At 65.7% G+C, this 13,603-nt stretch carries 10 protein-coding genes; 2 read left to right on the top strand and 8 right to left on the bottom strand.

Annotation, left to right across the window (positions count from 1 at the left end; genetic code table 11):
- Positions 1 to 49 precede the first annotated feature (49 nt).
- From ahcY to AIOL_RS15800, 4 genes are all read right to left on the bottom strand, one after another.
- Complete coding sequence (gene ahcY, locus AIOL_RS15815) at positions 50 to 1,438, bottom strand: adenosylhomocysteinase (RefSeq protein WP_049643871.1); 1,389 nt, start codon at positions 1,436 to 1,438, stop codon at positions 50 to 52.
- A gap of 79 nt (positions 1,439 to 1,517) precedes the next feature.
- Positions 1,518 to 2,663 carry a M24 family metallopeptidase gene (locus AIOL_RS15810; RefSeq protein WP_049643870.1) on the bottom strand — a complete coding sequence of 382 codons (1,146 nt, stop codon included), beginning with the start codon at positions 2,661 to 2,663 and terminating at the stop codon, positions 1,518 to 1,520.
- Positions 2,664 to 2,693: 30 nt separating this feature from the next.
- Positions 2,694 to 3,233, bottom strand: coding sequence for an SRPBCC family protein (locus AIOL_RS15805; RefSeq protein WP_049643869.1), 540 nt, complete (start codon positions 3,231 to 3,233; stop codon positions 2,694 to 2,696).
- Positions 3,234 to 3,464: 231 nt separating this feature from the next.
- The gene (locus tag AIOL_RS15800) at positions 3,465 to 6,653 is read right to left on the bottom strand and encodes a 2Fe-2S iron-sulfur cluster-binding protein (RefSeq protein ID WP_049643868.1); all 3,189 of its coding nucleotides are present in this window, start codon (positions 6,651 to 6,653) and stop codon (positions 3,465 to 3,467) included.
- 107 nt (positions 6,654 to 6,760) lie between these two features.
- Here AIOL_RS15800 and AIOL_RS15795 point away from each other — a divergent pair, with 107 nt between their 5' ends.
- Positions 6,761 to 7,462 (top strand): HAD family hydrolase, encoded by a 702-nt coding sequence (locus tag AIOL_RS15795; RefSeq protein ID WP_049643867.1) that lies wholly within the window; start codon positions 6,761 to 6,763, stop codon positions 7,460 to 7,462.
- A gap of 270 nt (positions 7,463 to 7,732) precedes the next feature.
- Here AIOL_RS15795 and AIOL_RS15790 read toward each other — a convergent pair whose 3' ends face one another.
- From AIOL_RS15790 to AIOL_RS15780, 3 genes are all read right to left on the bottom strand, one after another.
- A complete protein-coding gene (locus tag AIOL_RS15790) occupies positions 7,733 to 8,608 on the bottom strand; it encodes an ABC transporter substrate-binding protein (protein WP_152912552.1) in 876 nt (291 codons plus the stop codon).
- A gap of 58 nt (positions 8,609 to 8,666) precedes the next feature.
- Positions 8,667 to 11,081: an SDR family NAD(P)-dependent oxidoreductase gene (locus tag AIOL_RS24495; RefSeq protein ID WP_082152625.1), complete on the bottom strand. Its 2,415-nt coding sequence runs from the start codon at positions 11,079 to 11,081 to the stop codon at positions 8,667 to 8,669.
- Between the two features lie 155 nt (positions 11,082 to 11,236).
- Complete coding sequence (locus AIOL_RS15780; protein WP_049643865.1) at positions 11,237 to 11,830, bottom strand: LysE family translocator; 594 nt, start codon at positions 11,828 to 11,830, stop codon at positions 11,237 to 11,239.
- A 220-nt stretch (positions 11,831 to 12,050) separates the two neighbouring features.
- On the opposite strand from AIOL_RS15780, the gene AIOL_RS15775 reads away from it, so the two are divergent.
- A complete protein-coding gene (locus tag AIOL_RS15775; RefSeq protein ID WP_049643864.1) occupies positions 12,051 to 12,800 on the top strand; it encodes a YebC/PmpR family DNA-binding transcriptional regulator in 750 nt (249 codons plus the stop codon).
- Between the two features lie 328 nt (positions 12,801 to 13,128).
- Here AIOL_RS15775 and AIOL_RS15770 read toward each other — a convergent pair whose 3' ends face one another.
- Positions 13,129 to 13,545 carry an HIT family protein gene (locus tag AIOL_RS15770; protein ID WP_049643863.1) on the bottom strand — a complete coding sequence of 139 codons (417 nt, stop codon included), beginning with the start codon at positions 13,543 to 13,545 and terminating at the stop codon, positions 13,129 to 13,131.
- Positions 13,546 to 13,603 lie beyond the last annotated feature (58 nt).

Raw genomic sequence — 13,603 nt, 5'->3', positions numbered from 1 at the left:
GAACGCCGCCCCGCCGATCAGACATCGGCGAGGCGGAACGCGTCATCGTTTAGTAGCGGTAGTGCTCTGGCTTATAGGGGCCCTCGGGTGTGACGCCGATATAGGAGGCCTGTTCCTTGTCCAGCTCGGTCAGCTTCACGCCGATCTTGGCCAGGTGCAGGCGGGCGACCTTCTCGTCCAGCTTCTTGGGCAGGATGTAGACGTCGTTCTGGTAGGCGTCGGTGTTGGTCCAGAGCTCGATCTGCGCCAGGGTCTGGTTGGTGAAGCTGGCCGACATCACAAAGCTTGGGTGCCCGGTGGCGTTGCCCAGGTTCAGCAGGCGGCCTTCCGAGAGCAGGATCAAGCGGTTGCCCGAGGGCATCTCGATCATGTCCACCTGCTCTTTGATGTTGGTCCATTTGTGGTTCTTCAGCGCGGCGACCTGGATCTCGTTGTCGAAGTGGCCGATATTGCCGACGATGGCCATGTCCTTCATCTCGCGCATATGCTCGATGCGGATCACGTCCTTGTTGCCGGTGGTGGTGATGAAGATGTCGGCGTCGGCGACGGTGTCCTCAAGCGTGACGACCTCGAACCCGTCCATCGCCGCCTGCAGCGCGCAGATCGGGTCGACCTCGGTCACCTTCACGCGGGCGCCCGCGCCGCGCAGGGACGCCGCCGAGCCCTTGCCGACATCGCCATAGCCGCAGACCACCGCCGTTTTGCCCGCCATCATCGTGTCGGTGGCGCGGCGGATGCCGTCGACCAGCGATTCCTTGCAGCCATACTTGTTGTCGAATTTCGACTTGGTCACAGAGTCGTTCACGTTGATCGCTGGGAAGGGCAGCTGGCCGTTGCGCTGCAGCTCATAGAGCCGGTGCACGCCGGTGGTGGTCTCCTCCGAGACGCCCTTGATCGCGTCGCGGGTCTTGGTGAACCAGCCGGGGGTCTCGGCCATGCGCTTGGCGATCTGCTTTTTGATCACCTCTTCCTCCTCAGAGGACGGCACCGGGATGACGTCCTCGCCCGCCTCGGCGCGCGCACCCAGCAGGACATACAAGGTCGCGTCGCCGCCGTCGTCGAGGATCATGTTGGCGCCCTCGGGGAACTGGAAGGACTTGTCGAGATAGTCCCAATGCTCCTCAAGCGTTTGGCCCTTCACGGCGAAGACCGGAACATCCGCCGCCGCGATGGCCGCCGCGGCGTGGTCCTGGGTGGAGAAGATGTTGCAGGAGGCCCAGCGCACGTCGGCGCCAAGCGCCACCAGCGTCTCGATCAGCACCGCTGTCTGGATCGTCATATGCAGCGAGCCCACGATCCGCGCGCCCTTGAGCGGCTGCGAGGGCCCGTATTCCTCGCGGCTGGCCATCAGGCCCGGCATCTCGGTCTCGGCGATGGTGATTTCTTTGCGGCCAAACTCGGCCAGTGCGATATCCTTGACGACGTAATCTTGTGCCATTGGGCGCTCCGGATCTATGTTTCAGGCGCGGCATTATCACCCGCCCAGTGGCGCGTAAACCATACTTGCGGCAATTGGTTCAGGAAAGGCTAACTTCACTCACCGACTTAGGGTGATGGGTGATCTGTTCGTACCCGCTGTCGGTGATGATGAAGCTGTCGCCGACCTGGGCGCGGAAGCTGTCCGTCGCGACCGAGCCGTCCACCGCGAACACCATCCCCGGCTGCAGCGCGGTGGTCTCGCCGGTCACCAGCTGCGGCTGCTCGAGATAGCTGAACCCCGTGGCGCGCCCGCAGCGGAACGGGAAGTCATAGCCCGCATCCTGGATCACCGCGGCATAGGCGGCGTGCACCTGCTCGGCGCGCACTCCGGGGCCGAGCACCGACAGCGCCGCGGCCTGGCTGGCCACCGCCACCTCATAGACCGCCACTTGGTCCGAGGGCGGCTCGCCGATCCAGAAGGTGCGGTCGAAGCCCAGCTTGAAGCGGTGGAAATTCGTCATGCCGCAGAAGCACAGGAACACCGGCTCGCCGCGCCGCATGACGCGGGTGGTGGCGCGGTGGTGGGTCTTGGTGATCTGATCGCCGGAGGCCATGATCTGCAGGAAATGCGTGTTGGGCGACATCATGGCGTCGTCGTAATGCGCGGCCAGGATCTCGGCGGCCTTGCGGGTCCCGGCGCGAGACGTCGCCAGCGCGACCTCATATTCGGGCACGCCATCGGCGATGGCGCCGCGCCCGGCCTGCATCATCGCCATGCCAACCTGGCCCGCGTGGCGGGCGAGCTGCAGCTCCTGCGGCGTCTTGATCATGCGCATCTCGGCGATGATCGGCGTGACGTTGCTGACCGCGCGGTCGGCGAGCAGCCCGTCCACCGCCGCGCGCACCACGGGCGGCATGTGGCCGGGTTCCAGCCCGACGCAGCCCGCGTCCCGCAAAGCGCCGGGCAGCTCGGCGCGCCACTCCGCGCCCACGCCGTCATTCCAGGCCGCCACGCGGGTCACGCGGGCCGCATGCTCGGCCATCGCCGCATCCAGGCTGGGGGTGATCAGCAGGCTCTGGCCATCCGCCCAGACCGCCAGGATCGTGGGCCGACCGAACTCCATATGCAGGTAGTCGTAGTAGCCGCACAGATAATACACCGCGTCGTCATCGGTGATAAGGGCCAGATCGGTGCCCGCCGCGCGCAGGCGCTGCGCGAAGTCGCGCATCCGGTCTTCAAACATCTATGCGCTCCTCCCCCCTTGTGCGGCACCCTATGGCAGGGCGAGGCGCTCCATCTCGTCCTTGAGCGCGTTCAGCGCGGTCTTGATATTGCTGCGGCCCATCAGCCGCTGCACCCAAGCGCCGATCCACGCCGCGCCGCCAAGCTGCGTTTCCACGCGCATCGTGACGCAGCAGGCCGCCGCGTCGTCCAGCGGCTCGAACTCCAGCGCCACCAGCCCGCCGGGCGGCTTGCGCCCATAGGTGAGGCGGAACCGCTGGGCGAGATCGTCCTCGGTCGCCGGTAGCTGGCCGGGGTCGGGCGGCGGGCCGCTGAGGAAACGGGTCGCGATATGCTGGCTGGCGAAGAGGCGCGGGCGGTCCACGGCAATCACGGTCTCGATCGCCTCGACCTCGTACCCGCCGCCTGCGAAGACCCAGCGCAGCTGCGAGCCCACCCCATCCTCGGTGCGGTTCAGCACCTCGCAGCCGGTCACCTCGGCCTGCCAATAGGCGGCGTTCGCCGGATTGGTGACGAAGTCATAGACCTCCTCCGGCGCGCGCGAAATTATGACGGACCTCTGGGCGCGCATCCCTAGCACATCCTCAAAAGAGCGGATCGTGGCAAAGCCGAACGATGTCGCGAATGTTTGCCTTCAAGTAGGTGCCGAAAGCTAAAGGCAGAACGCTTGAAACATAAAAAGAGCATCACTTCCCAACCCGAGCCATAAATTGCGTGCGCTACTTGAGCATAAGTGCAGACACCAAGCTTCGCAATCATGTTCGGGGCGGGACGTGATTCCTTTTTGCAAAAAAAGCGCGCTCTATAGCTCGATCTCTAGCGTACCGTCAGGGTCGGCGGCGCGGGACTGGCACAGGATCATGCTGTTTTCTTTGTCCTTTTTGGACAGCACGAAGTCGCGATGCTCGACATCGCCGCTTAGCACGGTGCATTTGCACACCCCGCAGAGCCCGTCGGAGCATTTCACATCCACATGGATGCCCGCGCGCAAGAGCGCGTCGGTGGCGTGCTCGTCGGCGCTGACGGCGATCTCTTGGCCTGCGATCTTCAGCGTGAAGGGGAAGTTCTCGTAATCGGGCTGCTCGGGGACCGAGAAGTATTCCAGGTGGCGGGCCTCCTCGGGGAAGCCGCCCGCCTCGGCGGCGTCCATCACCGACTGCATATAGGCGTCCGGCCCGCAGGTGTAGACATGAGCGCCGTCCTTGTAGTCCAGCACCTTGGCCAGGTCCGCCCGGCTGCCCTCGTCCGAGAAGTGATAGTGGATCTTATCCGCCCAGGGCACGTTCGGCAGGTCCTCCAGGAACCCGGCATTCGCGCGTTTGGAGCAGCTATAGCGCATCTCGAAGGACGCCCCGATCGCGTGCAGCCGATGCGCCATGGCGATCATTGGCGTAATCCCGATGCCGCCGCCCATCAGGTAGGTGTGGCTGGCGGTCTCTTCCAGCGGGAAGTGGTTGATCGGCTTGGAGATGAAGACGCGGCGGCCCTCCTGGAAGATGCGGTGCATCAGCTTGGAGCCGCCCTTGCCCGCATCCTCGCGCAGCACGGCGATCTGGTACTTGGAGCGGTCCGCCGGGTCGCCGGACAGCGAGTATTGCCGGAAGAACTCTGGCGCCACCACCACGTCGATATGCGCGCCCGCCTCTACGGGCGGCATGTCCTGGCCGTCCACGCGGGAGAACTCGTATTTGGTGACCCCGTCGGTCATCCGCTCGGCCTTGGAGACCACGCATTGCACAACCGGGCTTTCGCCGTCGTCGGTATTGCGCCGGTGTTCCGTCGGTATCCCGTCGGCGCGGCGGCGTTTGTGCTCTTCGGCCGAGATCATGCCCTCATAGGCCTCGATCCCCGCCTCGCGGTCCATCGGGAAGGGCCAGGGATAGGGCGGCGGAGCCAGCGGGGCGGGGTAGACCGCCAGCGTCTGGTCCTCGTATTTCAGGTCCAGATCCTTGGACAGCGCGCGGGCGTTCAACTCATGTGCCGAGACGTGGTAGGGCCCGTCCTCGACCATCTCCAGGTCCCACCACCATTTCTTGGCGCGGTTCATCTCGCCATTGCCGACCATGTCGTCGAGCTTGGCAAGGGCGGGCGCGAGCGACGGCACGTTGGAGGCCGCCCAGCGGAACGGCGCCTCGGCAAAGAGCCCCTCGAGGTTCCACGGGCAGGTCTTCATGCAGCGCCCGCACATCGCGCCCCCCGCCGTGGTCACCCGGTAGGTGGTGCATTTCTGGCTGTCGCTCTTCCAGATCTCATAGCCGTTGAACATAAGCTTTGGCCCGGCGGTGATCGCCCCAGAGGGGCATTCGCGGGCGCATTTGTTGCAGGACTGGCAGAACTTCTGCAGGCCGAAATCGATGGGCCTGTCATGGGCCACGGGCATGGTGGTGGTCACCACGCCGGATTTCAGGCGCGGGCCCAGGAAGGGGTTCAGGATCACCTCGCCAATGCGGGAGACCTCGCCCAGCCCGCCCAGCAGCAGCAGGGGCGGGTGCAGCACCTCGTCATCCATCACCGTGTGCGTGCGCGCGGGATAGCCCAGGTTGCGCAGGTGCTGCGCCAGCACCCCGCCGAGCAGCGAGAAGCGCAGGTAGGCGCGCATCGACTGCGCGCAGGCGATCCAGTCGTCGCCCGAGGCGCCCTCCATCGTCTCATGCCCCTGGTCGACGATCATGCTGATCGCCTGGTCGTGGTAGGGCGTGATCTCGTTGCCCGCGGCGTCGTGGCTATAATAGGTCCAGTCGGGGCAGTCCGAGAGCCCCGCCGCGTCGATCCCCAGCCAGTAGAGCGCGGCCTTGATGTTGTCGGCGTTGCGGGCGGGGTCGCGGGTTGAGGGGTGCTGCGGGCCGGCCTCGCCGTCCTGCAGCAGGATGAAGGCCCCAAGCGAGGGCCGGAAGGCGAAGGCGGAGGCCGATTTGCGCACGTAATTGCCGTTCTTGGCGCCCTCCTGCGCGGCCTTGCCCAGATCGCCGAACAAGGACCGCGCGAACATATTCGCGCGCTTGGGCACGCGCTCGACATTGGGGCGGTCGATATAGGTCGTGGGCTCGTCTACGCGCTTGAGCGTCTCGAACGGGTGCGGGCCGTTCTTAAAGAGCCGCTTGGCGTAGGGGTCCTGGTTGCGCGCGGTCTTGGCGTGGGTGCCGTGGCCGGTGGCCCAGGAGACCGGCAGGTGCTGGTGCGGCTTGAGCGGCGCGTCCGGGGCCAGCTCCATCGTGGTGGTGATCACCGCCAGCCCATAGCGGTCCTCTAGGAACGGGTTCACCGCGCGGCCGCCATTGACCCAGTTGAGCCCCGCGGCCACGCCGAGCTGCTCCAGATGCACATCCGTGGTGGCGGCGGAATGCGCCCGCGCCTCGAAGCCCAGCAGGCGGATGTAGTTGGCCAGGGTGACGGCGGTCTCCATGCCCCGCAGGCAGGCGCGCTGGGCGTCGGCGTCGCGGAACCAATCCGTGCCGGGCTCGCCGTCCTTGGGCGGGCGCGGGTTGTCGACCAGAAACACAATCGCGTGGGTGTGGTGGCGGCAATCGGCGGGCGGCTTGGCCAGGCTCTCGCGCAGCCCGGCCATGATGACGTCGATGCCCGCGGCCAGCGATTTGGGCTGCATGGTGCGGATCTTTTCGGCCAGCCGGTCGATGTCGGGGTTCACCAGGGGCGCGTCCAGCCAGGCGGTGGCGGGGATCTTGCAGACCCCGACCTGGGCGCTGTCCAGGTAGTAGCCGAAGGCCTTGATATGCTCGGCGCGCTCGGCCAGGTCGCTGGGGATCTCGGCGGGCTCCTTTGGGATGCCGTCGCGGGTGGCATCCAGCATCGCCTGGAATTCCTGCATCGCGTTGACGATGCTGATCGGGTCCTCGGGGCGCCGGAAGCTTAGGGGGCTTGGCGGGGGCAGCTCCTGAAGCCCTTGCGGGCCCTGCTCGCTGCGGGTCATGCGCTCTAGCGGATAGGGCCCCAGGTGAACGGGGCGGTTGCGATAGGACCTTAGCTTCAGCATGGATGTTTGTTTGCCTTGTGATTTGTCGCGCTACATTTGGCCAGCGCGAACCGGCTGTCAACGCAGGACCAAGTGTGCGAAGAGGCACGCAAACAGGAGACGGCGCTATGGCGGATGCGATCAAGGGGGTGCTTTTTGACAAGGACGGCACGCTGTTTGACTTCAACGGCACCTGGAACGCCTGGGCCAAGGCGACCCTGGTGGCGCTGGCGCAGGGCGACGCGCCGCGCGCGGCAGAGCTGGGCCGGCTGATCGGCTATGACTTCGCCGCCGGAGCCTTTGATCCGGCCAGCGAGGTCATCGCGGGAACGCCCGACGACATAGCACGGCTCCTGGCGCCGGGGCTACCCGGGCGCGCCATGTGGGAGATCGAAGCCGAGCTGAACGCCAAGGCGGCGCAGGCGCCGCAGGTGGAGGCCGTACCGCTTGGGCCGCTCTTGGAGGAGCTGCGCGGCATGGGCCTAAAGCTGGGCGTGGCCACCAACGACGCCGAGGCGCCCGCGCGGGCGCATCTGGCCAGCGTGGGCCACGAGGCGGGGTTCGATTTCATCGCGGGCTATGACAGCGGCCATGGCGGCAAGCCCGCTCCGGGGATGTGTCTGGCTTTCGCGTCGCAGATGCGCCTGCCCGCTGGGCAGGTGGTGATGGTGGGCGACAGCACCCATGACCTGCTGGCGGGGCGCGCCGCGGGGATGCGCAGCGTGGCGGTGCTGACCGGCATGGCCGGGGCGGAGGAGCTGGCGCCCCATGCCAGCGCGGTGCTGCCAGATATTGGGCACCTCCCCGACTGGATCCGCGCGCAGGGCTAGACGCCGCGGCGATATCTGAACGCCAGGTAATGGGCTGGCTGCGTCGGTTTTCGTGTTCCTGGCCTGGTGCGTTCTGTGGGCGCGCCAAATCTCTTGCAAGAGATTTGCACTTTCCTTCCAAGGAAAGTGGGCCCGCAAGCGGCAAGGGGTTGCGCATAGCGGATCACTTCGAGGCGCGCCGAAGAAACTCTTGCAAGAGTTTCGCAATTTTCTTGCAAGAAAATTGTGGCGCGCCAATGCCTACTGGAGGCCCAGCTCGCACCCTTATCCTTACACCGCAGGCGCCACGACCGCCTCGTCATAGCCCAGCGACCCCAGGTCGCCGCCCTCAAAGATGTCGCGCGCGGCGATCCATTCGCGCGAGGCGTCAAAGATCTCGCGGCTATAGGGCTCGAACACGACCCGCTCGCCCGGCCCAAAGAGCCGTGTGTCCATCTGCGCCTGGAAGCGCTCGGGGAACTCGTTGCGGTAGTAATGCGTATAAAGCTCCTGGCGCAGGTCGATATCCGATTGCGCGCGGCGCAGCGCGGCAAAGAACTTTTCCACGTCGCCCATATTGGCGTCCTCGGCCACCATCGCGGCCATCATGAAGGAGGTGTCCAGCACCTTGCGGAAGCCCATCTGCTCCATGAAGTAATAGGGCCCCGAGAACAGCGACACCGCCGGGATGTTGCCGTCGATCATATGCTCCATGCGCTTGAACAGAAGCCCGTCGGCGAAGCTGAGGTTGATCTGGTCGGCGGGCAGGAACCGCTCCATCGCCTGGATCGTCGAGTAGTGGCTGCCGGATTGGTAGCCCACCGAGATCGGCACGCCCGCCAGGTCCTCGGGCCGTTTGATGGCGCTGTCGGCGGGCACGAAGATCGCGCAGGGCGAGACCGAGTAGCATTTCGCGTAGAGCTTGCCATGCCCCGAGGCCGCGGCCACGTTCACCGTCCAGTGGCAGGCGGAGCTGACATCGCAGCTGCGCCCCTTCTCGAAGGTCTGGTAGGCGCCTACCTTGTCGCCCAGGTCATGCCGGTCGCGCCCCAGGGGTTTGAGCTGGTCCTCCAGCTCGTATTCCAGCCCGACCTCGTCGAAATAGCCCTTCTCGACGGCGATCCACTCATGCAGCCGCATATGCGGCGCGATTACGAATTTTGACATGACGGTCCTCCCTTGCGCAGGAGGCTAGGGGCAGGGCGCGGGTCCCGTCAAGCTTGGCTTACTTCGATTGCATCCGGTCCACGATCCTTAGCACCATGCGGCGCGGCAGGAAGGGCGTGACCCAGTTCAGCATCACGCTCAGCCCGAACTCGTTCACCGTCACCAGCTTGCCCGCCAGCATCGCGTCATAGCCGTGCTTGGCGGCACTTTCCGCGGTGCGCCCGGACCGCACCAGATCGGTGCCCTCCAGGTTGGCGACCTGGGCGAACTCGGTCTCGACATAGCCCGGCGCCAGCACGGTGCAGGTCACGCCCTGGGCGCGCATCTCGTGGTCCACCGCCTGGCTGAAGGAGTTCACGAAGGCCTTGGTGGCATAGTACACCGCCTGCTGCGGCCCCGGCATGAACCCCGCGGTGGAACCGACGTTCAGGATCTTGCCGCCGCCCCGCGCGGCCATGTCCGCGGCGAAGAGATGCGTCAGCGAGACCAGCGTCTTCACGTTGAGGTCGATCATCGCCATCTCATCCGGCAGCGGGCGGTCCACCAGCCGCCCATGCCCGCCAAAGCCCGCGTTGTTGATCAGGATGTCGACCTCGATGCCGGCGGCCTGCACCGCGGCAAAGAGCCTCTCGGCGGCGCCCTCGGCGGCCAGATCGGCGGCGATCACATGCACCTGGACGGAATGCGCGGCCTCAAGTTCGGCCTTTAGCGCCTCCAGGCTGTCCTGCCGCCGGGCCACGATGACCAGATCGCCGCCCAGGGCGGCGTGGTGGCGGGCGAAGGCCGCGCCGATGCCGGCGGAGGCGCCGGTGATAAGGGCTGTGTTGCTCATGGTCTGACCTGGTTTGGAAGCGGTTGCCCCTTGGAGTTGGTCGCTGGTCGCGCCGGTGTCAACCGCGACCTCCTCGCCGGGTAGGGGGATGCCGCCGTCAAAGTGCAGCCGGTTCTTTGGGTCCACCATCTGCTTGACGTCCTGCAATGGGCCGAACTGCGTGTCGTAATACTCCTTCACCTCCTGCGCGCAGTCGGGGAAGTTGATGAACGCCCCCTGCGACATTGGGCCAATCGTGTCGCGGAAATCGTCAAAGAAGGCGTCGATCGCGCCTATGTCCACAGAGCTATCGTCCGCGTTCCACCAGGCCTGCGCCTGCACCATGTAGTCGTTCTTGCGCCAGGGATAGGCGGTCAGCTCGATCGGCCGGTCCTTGGCCGCGCCGCCCATGCCGTGGAAGCTGACATAGACATTCGCGCCCTTAACCTCGTCGTGCCGGCTCACAAGCTCGGCCACGGCGGCGGCGACATCTTTGTCGGGGGCCAGCACGTAAGAGCTGACCTTGTGCGGGTGCGCAGTGGTGTCACAGGTCGAGCGGGGGCCGCCCGCCGAAGGGGGGCCGAGCTGGATGATGTAATCCTTCGGTTCCAGCGCGCCAAAGGGCCCCTGCGCGGGGGGTGGAGAGGCGCGGCCTTCGAGAAAGGCGGCAGCGAAGGTGCCGGGCGTGTCGAAGTCTTCAAACCAAAAGTCATCCACGCTGGGCGCATGTTCGCCAAGGCAGCGCGAGACCTCCGCGCGGGCGTCTTCCTCCTCGCCATAGAACCTGCCGCTAACCACAAAGTCAGGGTTCTCATTGGGCGCCTCCTTTGTGCCGCTGACCAGCATCCGGCCAAAGAAGTTCGTCCGTTCGTCAGCGTCGGCGCACATCCTGATCCAGGCCGAGGCACCCTCTACCCGCCGCCCATCGTTCCAAACCAAGCGGAAGCTTGTGTAGCCGTCCACGTCGGGCCGGGTGAGCTTGAAGGTGAACTTGGTGATGGCGCCAAAATTGCCGCCGCCGCCGCCGCGGATCGCCCAAAAGAGCCGCTCATAATCGACCTCTGGGTCGCGCTCGCCATCGACAAAGCCGGTCTCGTCGATCTGGGCCCATGTGCCGTTGGGCAGAACGATCTCTACGCCGGTCAGCGCGTCCACCGTCGGCCCAAGCCAGCGATAGGACAGGCCCCAGCCGCCGCCCTGAGTCAGCCCGCCCACATTGACGTTGTCGCACACGCCGGTGGGCAGGATCAGGTGGTCCTCGGCCAGCCGATTGATGACGTTCACCAGCGGCGTCCCCGAGCCGACGGTCAGTGTCAGGGCGTCCGGGTCTACGTCGATTTCCTCGCCCGGGTCGGTCAAAAGCACCAGCCCGTCGTTGTTAGAGCTCATGCCCTCGTGGTGGTGTCCGCCGGACTTGATCGAGACCCGCGCTGTGATGCCGCGCGCGTCCAGTTCCTTGAACCAGAATTGGAATAACTCTCTGGAGTGCTTGAATTTCTCGGTGGGCGCGCAGGGCGCCACGACGGTGGGCTTGCGCGGGATGCGGGCGTTCTTGACCCCGGCGCCGGCGTCGTATTCGGGCCCGCTCATATAGGCGGGATAGCAGCGCTCTTTGGCGTATTCCGCCAGATCCCGCAGGTCGTCGCTGTCATATTCCGGCATGATGCCCCTCTTTGGATAAAGTGCTTCTTAAATTAAGCGCAGCCTATGCGCGCTATGCGTGCGCCGTCCAATGAAATCATCGCGCGTGGAGAGTTGCGCGGAAACTGCCCCGCCGACATGCGCCCTTGGAGCACGTGCAATCCCTTTGCGACGCCTCAGAGCCGCAGCAGGGGCACCAGAGAGGCCAGCAGAAGCGCCGCCATCGTCCAGTTGAACGCCCGCAGCCGGGCGGGTGTGCCTAAGAAGCGGCGGATCTCGTGGCCCAACACCGTCCAGCCCGTCACGGCCGGAAACGAGACCAAAAAGAACGCCCCGGCGACGACCAAGACGCCAGCAAGGCTGCGATCCGGGGCGTAGAGCGCGATGGCGCTCGTCCCCATCGCCCAGGCCTTGGGATTCACCCATTGAAAGCCCGCCGCCTGCAGGAAGGTCAGCGGGTGGCTTGTCGATGTGGCCTCACCCGGGGCCGCGGCGCCCGCGATCTTCCAGGCCAGCCAAAGCATGTAGAGCACCGCCAGCACCTTAAGCGCGCTGTCGGCGGCGGGCAGGCGCTCGAACACGCCCATCAGACCGATCCCCACCAGCGCAATCATCACCGTGAAGCCCAGCGTAATACCCGCCATATGCGGCACGGAGCGCAGCACGCCGAAATTGGCGCCCGAGGCCAGCAGCATCAGCGTGTTCGGCCCCGGCGTTGCCGAGGCAACGAAGGCGAAGAGGGTGAGGCTTAGAAGAAGGTCAGCATTCATGACCTAACTGCTACACCATCGCGATCGGATTGAAAAGCGGCGCGGGCCTTTGCGGGCAAAAAATACGCCCGGTTTCTTCGCTGGGGCCGCGTCCGGGCCAGGGCCAGCCTAATCGACCCAGCACTCGAATGCGCTGCACTGGCGTCCCGCGCGCTCTTGCCCAGCCCCCGCCCAGGTTCTATACGGAGCGCCGACCAACAGCACGCGACCGGAGGCACTCATGGCAGGCCACTCAAAATGGGCCAACATCCAGCACCGCAAGGGGCGCCAGGACGCCGCGCGGTCCAAGCTCTTCTCGAAGCTCTCCAAGGAGATCACCGTGGCCGCCAAGATGGGCGACCCGGATCCCGAAAAGAACCCGCGCCTGCGGCTTGCGGTCAAGGAGGCCAAGTCGCAATCGGTCCCCAAGGACGTGATCGAGCGCGCGATCAAGAAATCCGAGGCGGGCGAGGGCGACGACTACGAGGAGATCCGGTACGAGGGCTACGGCCCTGGCGGCGTGGCCGTGATCGTCGAGGCGATGACCGACAACCGCAACCGCACCGCGTCCACGGTGCGTTCGACCTTCGGCAAGCATGGCGGCAACCTGGGCGAGACCGGCTCGGTCGGCTTCATGTTCGACCGCACCGGCGAGATCCTATACCCCGCCGATGTGGGCGACGAGGACACCGTGATGATGGCCGCCATCGAGGCGGGCGCCGCGGATGTCGAGAGCTCCGAGGACGGACACGCGATCTACTGCGCCGACACCGACCTCAACGAGGTCTCCACCGCGCTGGAGACCGAGCTGGGCGAGGCCGAAAGCACCAAGCTGATCTGGAAGCCCACCACCACGACCGAGCTGGACCTTGTGGGCGCGCAAAAGCTGATGCGCCTGATGGAGGTCCTGGAGGATGACGACGACATCCAGCGGGTGACGGCGAATTTCGAGGTCTCCGACGAGGTCATGGAGCAGCTCGGCGCGGACTGAGCTGCTTCAGGGTAGATTGATTGGCCTGCAGCTGCCAATAGAAAACCACCGCCCCGGACTTGCTCCGGGGCCTCTACCTTGAACCAAGCGCAACCCGGGCAGCGGCCGACCTGGAGGACGCTTGCGCAACGTGGACACTTGGCACGCGGGCCCTACCTACGCAATTGTTTCAGTATTATGCGACGTTGCAAAAGCGGCCTCCTGGGGGAGGTCGGCCGCTGCCCGAGGCAAGCTCGGGCGGTTGCATCGCTTGGGTGGCGTTTCATCTGGGGTCGGCAAGCGTTGCCAGGGCGCTGCGGTTGATGCTCAACGTCCGCTCCAGGCCATCCTAACCCACCGCGGCCACGATCTTCTCCGCCTGCGCCTTCAGCACGTCCATATCCGCCATGGTCCCGGGCGGGCGCAGCGCCACGCCCGCATGGCGCGGCAGCACGTGGAAATGAAGGTGGTAGACCTCTTGCCCGCCGGCGTCCTCGTTGAACTGCTGGATGGTGACGCCCTCGGCGCCGAAGGCCCGCATCACCGCGTGGGACATGCGCTGCGTGGTGGCCATCACCGCGGCAAGCTGGGCGGGCGAGGCGTCAAGGAGGTTCCGGCAGGGCGTTTTGGGGATCACCAGGCAATGCCCGTCCGCACGGGGCATGATGTCCATGAAGACATAGGTCTCGTCGTCCTCATAGAGCTTGAACGAGGGGATCTCGCCGCGCAGGATCTTGGCGAAGATATTGTCGGGGTCGTAACTCATAGCGCGCTCCTTGCCGTTGCGCTTTGCTTACCCAATTTTGCGGCGCCGCGCCAAGGCG

The organism is Candidatus Rhodobacter oscarellae, assembly GCF_001078595.1.
Taxonomy (GTDB): Bacteria; Pseudomonadota; Alphaproteobacteria; order Rhodobacterales; family Rhodobacteraceae; genus Rhodobacter_B; species Rhodobacter_B oscarellae.
Note: the sequence above shows the minus strand (reverse complement) of the source record. Positions and strands in the feature narration are given on the sequence as shown.

Excerpts from the sequence above, each read along its gene's own strand:
- ahcY (WP_049643871.1), bottom strand. The coding sequence starts at position 1,438 with ATGGCACAAGATTACGTCGTCAAGGATATCGCACTGGCCGAGTTTGGC.
- AIOL_RS15810 (WP_049643870.1), bottom strand. The coding sequence starts at position 2,663 with ATGTTTGAAGACCGGATGCGCGACTTCGCGCAGCGCCTGCGCGCGGCG.
- AIOL_RS15805 (WP_049643869.1), bottom strand. The coding sequence starts at position 3,233 with ATGCGCGCCCAGAGGTCCGTCATAATTTCGCGCGCGCCGGAGGAGGTC.
- AIOL_RS15800 (WP_049643868.1), bottom strand. The coding sequence starts at position 6,653 with ATGCTGAAGCTAAGGTCCTATCGCAACCGCCCCGTTCACCTGGGGCCC.
- AIOL_RS15795 (WP_049643867.1), top strand. The coding sequence starts at position 6,761 with ATGGCGGATGCGATCAAGGGGGTGCTTTTTGACAAGGACGGCACGCTG.
- AIOL_RS15790 (WP_152912552.1), bottom strand. The coding sequence starts at position 8,608 with ATGTCAAAATTCGTAATCGCGCCGCATATGCGGCTGCATGAGTGGATC.
- AIOL_RS24495 (WP_082152625.1), bottom strand. The coding sequence starts at position 11,081 with ATGCCGGAATATGACAGCGACGACCTGCGGGATCTGGCGGAATACGCC.
- AIOL_RS15780 (WP_049643865.1), bottom strand. The coding sequence starts at position 11,830 with ATGAATGCTGACCTTCTTCTAAGCCTCACCCTCTTCGCCTTCGTTGCC.
- AIOL_RS15775 (WP_049643864.1), top strand. The coding sequence starts at position 12,051 with ATGGCAGGCCACTCAAAATGGGCCAACATCCAGCACCGCAAGGGGCGC.
- AIOL_RS15770 (WP_049643863.1), bottom strand. The coding sequence starts at position 13,545 with ATGAGTTACGACCCCGACAATATCTTCGCCAAGATCCTGCGCGGCGAG.